The following is a 9,709-nucleotide window of genomic DNA, read 5'->3' as shown; positions in this document are numbered from 1 at the left end:
GCTTCATCGGGGAGCGGCCGTTCCGGGAGTTCTTGAACCGCTACCTCAGCCACCAGCCCGGGCCGATCATCGACGAGCGCGACCGCACACTGGGCCAGCATCTGGGCCTGAGTTTTTACACGCTGGGCCAGCGCCAGGGCCTGGGCATAGGCGGCGTGAAGGCGCGCGGCGCCGAGCTCAAGGCGCTGCAGGCGCAAGGCCAGCGCGGCGCCGGTGAACACGCGCCCTGGTTTGTCGCGCGCAAGGACATGGCCAGCAACACCTTGTGGGTGGTGCAGGGCCACGACCACCCGTGGCTGCTGTCGACGGAACTCCAGGTGCAGGACTGCAGCTGGGTGGGGGGTGCGCCGCCCCAAGCCGGCGCAATGGCAGCCAAAACGCGTTACCGGCAGGCGGATGCGGCCTGCACGCTGGCCGCGCCGACCGCCACCGAAGCCGGGCTGCGCTTTGAGCAGCCGCAATGGGCCGTGACGCCGGGACAGTCGGCAGTGGTGTACCAGGGCGAGGTGTGCCTGGGCGGTGGCGTGATTGCGTCGAGCAACGTGCAGAACCTGGGCTGAATCCGGATCGGGTTTTATAAGCCAAATCGGGCTCCAGCCCATGCCAAATAAGCGCAAGCAGCTATTATTTTAATAGCAACTCAACCCCATCAACTCACAGCACGGTTTCGATGTAGGTGTAGATGTAGTTGGAGCCACCGTTGACATTGCCCAGCAGGCGCGATGCGCCGAAGACGCCAGAGCGGTGCGATACGCCGAAGCCCAGGTAGGTGTCTTTCAGCCGGCGGTTGCCGATCAGGTCGCCGACGCTGAAGTCGATGCTCGGGTCCAGGTAGTTGAGCAGGCGTGAGGTGGAGCGCCCGCGTGCCGCCTGGCTGCTCGATTCGGCATAAGGCACCCGCTGCGCCAGCGACACACCAACACCCAGGCCAAGCCGGGTCTTGACCCGCTCGCTCCATGGAAAGCCGTAGTAATAGGCTTTCATGAACGCATCAAGCTGCAGCCCGTTGGGCGCCAGCCCGCGGTCGTCGTGCTGGAGCAGGCCGACATAACCGACGATGTCCACCGGCCAGCCATTGAGCTGCTCGATAAAGGGTTTGCCGACCTGCACACCCGCGATACGTGTTGAGTTGACCTTGGCGGTCGAGGCGCAGCGCAGTGTGATGATTCGCGCCAGGTGGCAGCCGTCCTCGGTCGATTTGCCATACAAGAGCTTGAAATAGGTCGGCGTGCTCGTTTCCTGCGCCCACTGGCCCTTGTAGGTGCCGAAGTCATAGGCGGCGCCGATGAACACACCGGTCTGTGCAGACTTGCCGATGATGGGGCTGGCCTTGACCTTGTCGTCCAGAAAAGTACGGGTCACACCACCGAGCAGGCGCCAGCCTTCGCTCAGTTCATAAGTGGCGTACAGACCCAGGGTGGTGTTGACGCCGCTGCCGGGCTCGTAGGCCGGCCGCGTTGCGGTGGCCTCGCCGGGCCGCACGCCGTAGTAATAGTTGTTGAGCTTGGCGCTGCGCGCCGCCACTGTCACGCTGGGCCGCAGCGCGAGCCGGCCCGAGCGCCAGTCGTAGGCGTAAGACAAGCGCAGCTCGTTGCCTTTGGAAAATCCTGCAGCGTCCTGCAAAAACTCGGCCTGCACCGTTCCCCAGGGCTGGCGGTAGCGGTAAGACACACCGGCGTCCAGACCCGAGCCGCGTTCGGCCATGCCGGTCAGGCTCGGCGGAGGCCGGTCGTCAGCATACCCTTCGAAACGCTGGTCCAGGAAAATATCAACACGCTGGGCGCCGTCGTCCAGCAGCTTGAGCCCGGCGCGGCTGCCGTGCAGGAACACGCGTTTGCCTTCGTACAGGTACAGCGGCAACAGGTCGTAGCGGGTGCCGCCGCCGACATACGGCGACTGCTCGGCGCGCACCGCCAGGCCCAGGCCGGCACTGCCGGGGGTGCTCAGCAAATCGCTGAGGGGGTCGGTGTTGGCATGCGCCGGCGTCAGCGTTGTGGCGGCGAGCAGGGCTGCGCCCAGCCAGACGGGCACATGCCGGGAACGCAGAGTAGATGACGTGGGATTGGGGTTCGCGCGCATGGTGGCTTCTTGGGTCGTGGTTGGCAGGAGATTTCATCCTAGCCAACAAAACACGTCGGAAGCGCCCAGCGCATTCAAACAAGGCCAGCGCCTACACGGTCTCACGGTGGCGGGCGACAAAAAGCGTTGTTTAAAAATGCATCTGCCCGGCATGCGCTGGGCGCAGACCGGGCAGAGAAAACACGGGGAACCGGACGATCAGAACGGAATGTCGTCGTCCATATCGTCAAAGCCGCTGGCAGCCTTGGTCGGCGCAGGTGGGCGCGGGGCGGCTGCGGGTGCGCGCGGCGCAGCGGCTGGCGGACGCGAATAGGAGCGCTCGCCGCCTTCGTCACCGCCATCGTTGCCACCGGGGCCACCCATGCCTTCGCGACTGCCCAGCATCTGCATCTCGCTGGCAATGATGTCGGTGGCGTATTTCTCGACGCCGTCCTTGTCGGTGTACTTGCGGGTTTTCAGGCGGCCCTCGATGTAGACCGAGCGCCCCTTCTTGAGGTATTCACCGACGATTTCGGCCTGGCGGCCGAAGAAGCTGATGCGGTGCCACTCGGTCTCTTCGACCATTTCACCGGCCTTGTTCTTGTACTTGCTGCTGGTGGCCAGGGCGATGTTGGCCACGGCGTCGCCGCTGGGCATGTAGCGCACTTCGGGGTCACGGCCCAGGTTGCCGACGAGAATCACTTTGTTGACGGATGCCATGGATGTCCTCCTAATTTTTCACAGTTTAACTGGCCGGGCTGAGGGACCGCCAGCCGGGTCAGCCGCTGCAGGCACGGCATGCCTTCCTGGAGCTTTCATGGGCCAAGCCACCAGCAGCCAAAGGAGCATGAGGGCGCCGCAGGCCGCAAACAGCGCCTGCGGACCGGCCGCCTTGGCCAGCCAGCCGCCGAGCGCGCCGCCCGCAAAAAACCCGAGCGACTGCAGCGTGTTGTAAACGCCCAGCGCCGCACCGCGCGAATGCGCTGGCGCCACGCGCGAGGCCAGGCTGGGCTGGCTGGCTTCAAGAATGTTGAAGCCGCAGAAAAACAGGAACAGCAGCACGCCGAGCCCGGCCAGAGAAGGCGCGCCCTGCAAAGAGGCCGCCATGAGCCCGAACTGCACCAGCGCGATCAGGCCCACCGCCGCGAGGAAAACGCCGCGCAGGAAGCCGCGCTTTTCGAGCGGAAACAGCGTGAAGCCCATGACCCCGAAAGACGCCAGCACCGCCGGCAGGTAGACCTGCCAGTGGCTGCTGCTGACCAGCCCGGCCTGTACCAGCAGCGCCGGGATCGCCACCCACATGGCCAGTTGCACCGCATGCAGGATGAACACCCCGGCGTCCAGCCGCAGCAAGGCCGGGTGTTTGAGCACCTCCAGCAGGCTGCCGCGCGGCCGGTTCACATGTTGCGCCGGCTCGGGCGGCACCCACCAGACCACCACCGCGATGCCGGCAAGCGCCATCGCGCCCGTCAGTCCAAACAGGCCAGCCAGGCCAATCTGCGCAGTCAGCAGTGGTGCCACGACCAGCGACAGCGCAAACATCAGGCCGATGCTGGCGCCGACCAGCGCCATGGCCTTGGTCCGCACCTCGTCGCGTGTGGTGTCGGCCAGCAGCGCAGTCACGGCCGCCGAAATCGCACCAGCGCCCTGCAGCGAGCGGCCGATGATCAGCCAGCTCAGGTCGGGCGCCCAGGCCGCCACAAAGCTGCCCAGCGCAAACACCACCAGGCCGGCCACGATCACCTTTTTGCGGCCCAGCCAGTCCGAGGCCATGCCGAACGGGATTTGCAAAATGCCCTGCGTCAGACCGTAAATACCCATGGCCAGGCCGATGCGGGCCGGGTCATCCCCACCAGGGTAACGCGCGGCCTCCAGCGCAAACACCGGCAACACCAGAAACAAGCCCAGCATGCGCAGCGCAAAAATTGAGGCCAGCGAGGCGCTGGCGCGCCGCTCGGTGGCGGTCATGGGGTAAGAAGGGGCGGGAGACACGGTCAGGCGGAGTGGGGCTCAAATGGAGACGGGAGGGTGAGCTATTGTCTTTGAATTGCGGGGCGTCTTTGAGAACCCGGCTGCAAGCAGGAAACGCGCCGGAGCGCCGGTCAAGGGCAGGGCCAAAGGGCCACCCGTGGCGGGGGTGCCGAAAAAGCCGTACGCGTCTATGATGGAGGGTTTTGCGGCGCCCTCATACGTGAACTCTCCCAACGACGTCAAATACCTCGCTCCCGCAGCCGCTGCCGGCCCGGTAGCGGCTGAACCTGATGCCAGCCGCTACCTCGCGCAGGCTTTGGCAGCGCAGCGCATCAGCATTCGCGGCGCACGCACGCACAACCTCAAGAACATCGACCTCGACATTCCGCGCAACCAGCTGGTGGTGATCACCGGGCTGAGCGGATCGGGCAAGTCTTCGCTGGCTTTCGACACGCTGTACGCCGAGGGCCAGCGCCGTTATGTCGAGAGCCTGAGCACTTACGCGCGCCAGTTCCTGCAGCTGATGGACAAGCCCGATGTGGACATGATCGAAGGCCTGTCGCCAGCGATTTCCATCGAGCAGAAGGCGACCTCACACAACCCGCGCTCCACCGTCGGCACGGTGACCGAGATCCACGACTACCTGCGCCTGCTGTTTGCGCGTGCCGGCACGCCGTATTGCCCGGACCATGACCTGCCGCTGCAGGCGCAAAGTGTCAGCGAGATGGTCGACCATGTGTTGGCCCTGCCGGAAGACACCAAGCTGATGGTGCTGGCGCCGGTGGCGCGTGAGCGCAAGGGCGAATTTGTCGAGCTGTTTGCCGAGATGCAGGCCCAGGGGTATGTGCGTTTTCGCGTCGATGGCACGGCCTATGAATTCGACGAACTGCCCAAACTCAAAAAGGCCGAGAAACACAACATCGACGTGGTGATCGACCGGCTCAAGGTGCGGCCTGACATGCAGCAGCGCCTCGCAGAAAGTTTTGAAGCTGCGCTGCGCCTGGCCGATGGCAAGGCCCTGGCGATGGAAATGGATTCGGGCCAGGAGCATTTGTTCAGCGCCAAGTTTTCCTGCCCGGTCTGCAGCTACTCGCTCAGCGAGATGGAGCCACGGCTGTTTTCCTTCAACTCGCCGGTGGGCGCCTGCCCGACGTGCGACGGCCTGGGCCACATGGAGTTTTTTGACCCGACACGCGTGGTGGCCTTCCCCTCACTGAGCCTGGCCAGCGGCGCAGTCAAGGGCTGGGACAGGCGCAATGCCTATTATTTTTCGATGCTCGAAAGCCTGGCCAAACACTACGGCTTCGACATCGACACCGCGTTTGAAAAACTACCGGACGCGGTGCAGCAGGTGGTGCTGCATGGCTCGGGCGAGGACGAGATCAAATTCAGCTACATCCTCGACTCGGGCGTCAACGCCGGCAAAAAACACACGAAAAAACACCCCTTCGAAGGCGTGATCACCAACTTCGAACGTCGTTACCGCGAGACCGACTCACCGGCGGTGCGTGAGGAGCTGGCCCGTTACCGCAGCCTGCAGCCCTGCCCCGACTGCGAAGGCACGCGCCTGCGCCGCGAGGCCCGCCATGTCTACCTGGTGGGCGCCGGCGGGCGCAAGGCGATTTACGAAATCAGCCATGCCACACTGCGCGAAAGTTTCGACTACTTCGACACCCTGACCATGGAAGGCGCCAAGGCCGAGATCGCCGGCAAGGTGGTGCGCGAGATCGGGCTGCGCCTGAAGTTTCTCAATGACGTGGGCCTCAACTACCTGAGCCTGGACCGCAGCGCCGAGACTCTTTCGGGCGGCGAGTCGCAACGCATCCGGCTCGCGTCACAGATCGGCTCTGGCCTGACCGGCGTGATGTATGTGCTCGACGAGCCCAGCATCGGACTGCACCAGCGTGACAACGACCGGCTGATCGGCACGCTCAAACATTTGCGCGACATCGGCAACAGCGTGCTGGTGGTGGAGCACGACGAAGACATGATCCGCGCCGCCGACCACGTGATCGACATGGGGCCTGGCGCCGGCATTCATGGCGGGCGTGTGATGGCGCAGGGGACGTACGCGCAGGTGCTGGCCAATCCTGATTCACTGACCGGCAAGTATCTGTCGCAGGTGCTGAAAATCGCTGTGCCCCAACGCCGCACACCCTGGCTGCCAACGGTCGAAAAAGCACCTTACCGCGACCCGAAGAAGCCGTCGAAGTTTGCGCCCAGCGCCGCCGGCATCAAACGTGCGGCGCGCGAGGCTGAACATCTGCGCACGCAGGGCGACATGCAGGCCATTCGCATCATCAAGGCCAGCGGGCACAACCTCAAAAACGTCAGTGTCGATTTCCCGGTCGGGCTGCTGACCTGCGTGACCGGTGTCTCGGGCTCCGGCAAATCGACCCTTGTCAACGACACCCTGTACGCCGCTGTGGCGCGCACGCTGTACCGCGCGCATGAAGAGCCGGCGCCGCACGAAAGCATCGAAGGCATCGAGCATTTCGACAAGGTCATCAATGTGGACCAGTCGCCGATTGGCCGCACGCCGCGCAGCAACCCGGCCACCTACACGGGTTTGTTCACGCCGATCCGCGAGCTGATGGCCGAGATGAACACCGCGCGTGAACGCGGCTACGGCGCCGGACGTTTTTCTTTCAACGTGGCCGGCGGCCGCTGCGAGGCCTGCCAGGGCGATGGTGTGGTCAAGGTCGAGATGCACTTTTTGCCTGATGTGTATGTGCCCTGCGATGTTTGCAAGGGCATGCGTTACAACCGCGAAACGCTGGAGGTGCAATACAAGGGCAAAAACATCGCGCAGGTGCTGGACCTGACGGTGGAAGACGCCGCCGAATTTTTCAAGGCGGTACCGGTGATTGCGCGCAAGCTGCACACCCTGCTCGACGTCGGCCTGAGTTACATCAAGCTCGGTCAGGCGGCGACCACACTGTCGGGCGGCGAGGCGCAGCGCGTCAAGCTCGCGCTCGAGCTGTCCAAGCGCGACACCGGTCGCACGCTTTACATCCTCGACGAACCCACCACCGGCCTGCATTTTGCCGACATTGATTTGCTGCTCAAGGTGCTGCACCAGTTGCGCGACGCCGGCAACACCATCGTCGTGATCGAGCACAACCTGGACGTGATCAAGACCGCCGACTGGCTGATCGACATGGGGCCCGAAGGCGGCGCTGGTGGCGGCACCGTGGTCGGTGTGGGTACGCCCGAAGACATAGCGGCCAACGCGGACAGCCACACTGGACGGTATCTCAAGCGGCTCTTGTAAGCACGCGCCGCTTCGCTTACCCAGGGTCCAGCTTGCAAAGCAGAGACATCCTCGCCCCCACACGGCGACCGTGGGTCAAGGCTATGTCATTCAAGGTCAGCGTTGTGCACAACTGCCGGGCCAAGGCCAGTGAGGCGCTGGCTTCAGCAAGATGTCCCTGACGATCCAGAACCGCGGCCTCAAGCACGCGCGCGAAATGGAACTTTGGATCACGCCGAATCGAGGTGCGCGCCTCGGCCAAGGCCTCGTCTGATCGTTCAGCCCTGAGCAGAAAGACGCCCAAGGCCCAGCCCCAAAACCCCAGCCGCCGATCGCGTGGGCTGATTTTCATTCCGAGCCGCATTTTCTCGATGCCAGCCTCCAGCTTCCCGGTCAAAACCCACGAGGCGCCCAGCGCAACATGCGCCTGGGCATTGCTGGGGTCGATTTCCAGAGCTTGGTGAAGCACTTCAATGCCTCGGGCATGTTGCCCGAGGTCGCACAGTGCGCAGCCCGCGTAGCCCAGGACTTCAGAGCTCCCGTCATCAAGCCTGACCGCATGATCGGCAGCGCCCAAGGCTTCTTCCACCAGACTCGCAGCGTTTGGCAGATGGCCGAGGTTCAAGGACAGGGCCGTCAACAAAGCGTAATGGGCATGTCCCAAGCCGAATAGCGGATCCAGGGCGACGCCCTTTTGGAGCTGCGACCGCGCCTCGGCCACCGCCTCTTGGCCCCACCCGTGAAGTGCAATCGAGCCAATCGCCTGATGGTAGTGCGCCCACACGTCCTGATTTTCCGGGCGCTGACGACGTATGTGCGCTATTTCGGCACGGGTAAGCTCGGGTTCAAGTTCAGAAATAATTCCGCGTGCAATGTCTTCCTGTAAATCGAGCGCTTCGGTACGCCGGCGATCAAAGCGACCACTCCACAGGACGTGACCCGACGCCGCGTCAATGAGCTGGGTCGAAATCCGCAGGGCATCGTTGCTCATACGCACGCTGCCCTCGACCACAAAACGAACGCCAAGCTGCACGGCGACTTCAGGCACGCTGACATCGCGACCACGAAAGACGAACGAGGACGCGCGGGAAATAAGCAAGAAGCCCGGAACGCGTGCCAACAGCGCGATGACGTCTTCGGCCAGCCCGTCGGCAAGAAAGTGGATTTGAGGATCATCGGACAAGACGTTGAACGGAAGAACCGCAATCGTGGGCTGGGCCACAGCGGCTTTTCTGGACAGCTGCGTCTCGCCCTCTGCTGGCGCGCTGACCTGCTTCACATCCAGGGAGAACCGGTAACCCCGTCCAGGAATCGTGGAAATTGCATGGCTGCCCAGGAGCTTGCGAAGCGCCGAAACCTGCACCGACAAGTTGTTCTCTTCTACCACGAGGTCGGACCAGACGATGTCAATGATCTCCGCCTTGGAAATCACCCGGTCCCGGTGCGCCAGCAGGCACATCAGCAAATCGAAAGCACGGGCCCCCACCGCCGTCGGGACGCAATCCACCAGCAACAACCGCTCAGCCGGCCTGACTTCAAAGCGGTCAAAGTGGTAACGGTCTTGCATTGGCCTTCCTTGAAAAGGACATCGTTTCGAACATTTAGCGAATTTTTAGGAACTTTAAAGGACGTGGATGGGTGATCTTCGTATCGTTGCGTTGTAACCCAATTCCAGAAGTCTTGCGGCCTGCTGCGTCGTTTGGAAGGTCGGCGTTATGAGCCAGATACTGTTCGCGGGATGTATCGGGCTTTTTTGGTTCCCGAAATCCCTTAACCAGTCATCTGGAGAAACATGATGAAAAACGCCGTATACAAAGCCCAGGCAGGCTTACGTGCCCAATACGTAACGACACCAGAAGCGGCCATGGTCACCGACGAAGCGCGCACCGGCGGCATGGACCCGTCTGACCCTTTTCATTCGCAGGTCGAGCCGAAGTACGGCAGCGGGCTCAATGTGCCTTGCGGTGTACATCGGGCGGTGGGTGGGCCGTACGATGCGCCCTGCCCAGGCGACCTGCTGTGCGCCGCCTTGGCGGCTTGTCAGGATTCCTCTGTCCGGATGGTTGCCAACCTGATGGGGATTGAACTCATCGCCCTGGCGGTGCAGGTCAAAGCGACTGTTGATGTGCGTGGAGCCTTGGGCATTGACATGAATGTACCGGTGGGCTTTCAGTCCATCACCTGCAACATCCACCTCAAGGCCAAGGAGGGGACGCCACCCGAAATGCTGGAAAAACTGCGCGTGGCAGCGCAAAGGTGCTGTGTGGTTGGGCAAACGCTGCAACACCCTGCGCCCGTCACAACTGTCTTTAGCGCACATCCGCTTGAAACAGTCGCGGCAGAGTCTGCCTTCGTTTGAAGGGAGTCGTGGGACCAGTTAGCGAGTTAATACATGGGTATCGGCGAAAGATGACTTTGGTTAAAGTA

General features: G+C 63.0%; 7 protein-coding genes. 3 read left to right on the top strand and 4 right to left on the bottom strand.

Annotated elements, in window-relative coordinates; genetic code table 11:
* The coding region (locus ACH2CW_RS06855; protein ID WP_395056429.1) for an aminomethyltransferase beta-barrel domain-containing protein at window positions 1–560 on the top strand (560 nt) is incomplete at its 5' end.
* 94 nt (window positions 561–654) lie between these two features.
* Here ACH2CW_RS06855 and ACH2CW_RS06850 read toward each other — a convergent pair.
* From ACH2CW_RS06850 to ACH2CW_RS06840, 3 genes are all read right to left on the bottom strand, one after another.
* Window positions 655–2,079, bottom strand: a complete 1,425-nt coding sequence (locus tag ACH2CW_RS06850) for a MipA/OmpV family protein (protein ID WP_395056427.1) — start codon at window positions 2,077–2,079, stop codon at window positions 655–657.
* Window positions 2,080–2,277: 198 nt separating this feature from the next.
* Window positions 2,278–2,778 (bottom strand): single-stranded DNA-binding protein, encoded by a 501-nt coding sequence (ssb, locus tag ACH2CW_RS06845; protein WP_395056425.1) that lies wholly within the window; start codon window positions 2,776–2,778, stop codon window positions 2,278–2,280.
* Between the two features lie 18 nt (window positions 2,779–2,796).
* Complete coding sequence (locus ACH2CW_RS06840; protein ID WP_395056432.1) at window positions 2,797–4,026, bottom strand: MFS transporter; 1,230 nt, start codon at window positions 4,024–4,026, stop codon at window positions 2,797–2,799.
* Window positions 4,027–4,249: 223 nt separating this feature from the next.
* Between ACH2CW_RS06840 and uvrA the strand changes: the two genes are divergently transcribed.
* The gene (gene uvrA / locus ACH2CW_RS06835) at window positions 4,250–7,303 is read left to right on the top strand and encodes an excinuclease ABC subunit UvrA (protein WP_395056423.1); all 3,054 of its coding nucleotides are present in this window, start codon (window positions 4,250–4,252) and stop codon (window positions 7,301–7,303) included.
* Between the two features lie 16 nt (window positions 7,304–7,319).
* On the opposite strand, the gene ACH2CW_RS06830 is transcribed toward uvrA, so the two are convergent.
* Window positions 7,320–8,849, bottom strand: coding sequence for a winged helix-turn-helix domain-containing protein (locus tag ACH2CW_RS06830; RefSeq protein WP_395056421.1), 1,530 nt, complete (start codon window positions 8,847–8,849; stop codon window positions 7,320–7,322).
* Window positions 8,850–9,074: 225 nt separating this feature from the next.
* On the opposite strand from ACH2CW_RS06830, the gene ACH2CW_RS06825 reads away from it, so the two are divergent.
* The gene (locus ACH2CW_RS06825) at window positions 9,075–9,641 is read left to right on the top strand and encodes an OsmC family protein (protein WP_395056419.1); all 567 of its coding nucleotides are present in this window, start codon (window positions 9,075–9,077) and stop codon (window positions 9,639–9,641) included.
* The last annotated feature ends 68 nt before the right edge of the window (window positions 9,642–9,709 follow it).

Source organism: Polaromonas sp. (assembly GCF_043778355.1).
Classification (GTDB): domain Bacteria; phylum Pseudomonadota; class Gammaproteobacteria; order Burkholderiales; family Burkholderiaceae_C; genus Polaromonas.
The sequence above is the reverse complement of the archived record's forward strand: the minus strand, read 5'-3'. Positions and strand labels throughout refer to the sequence as shown.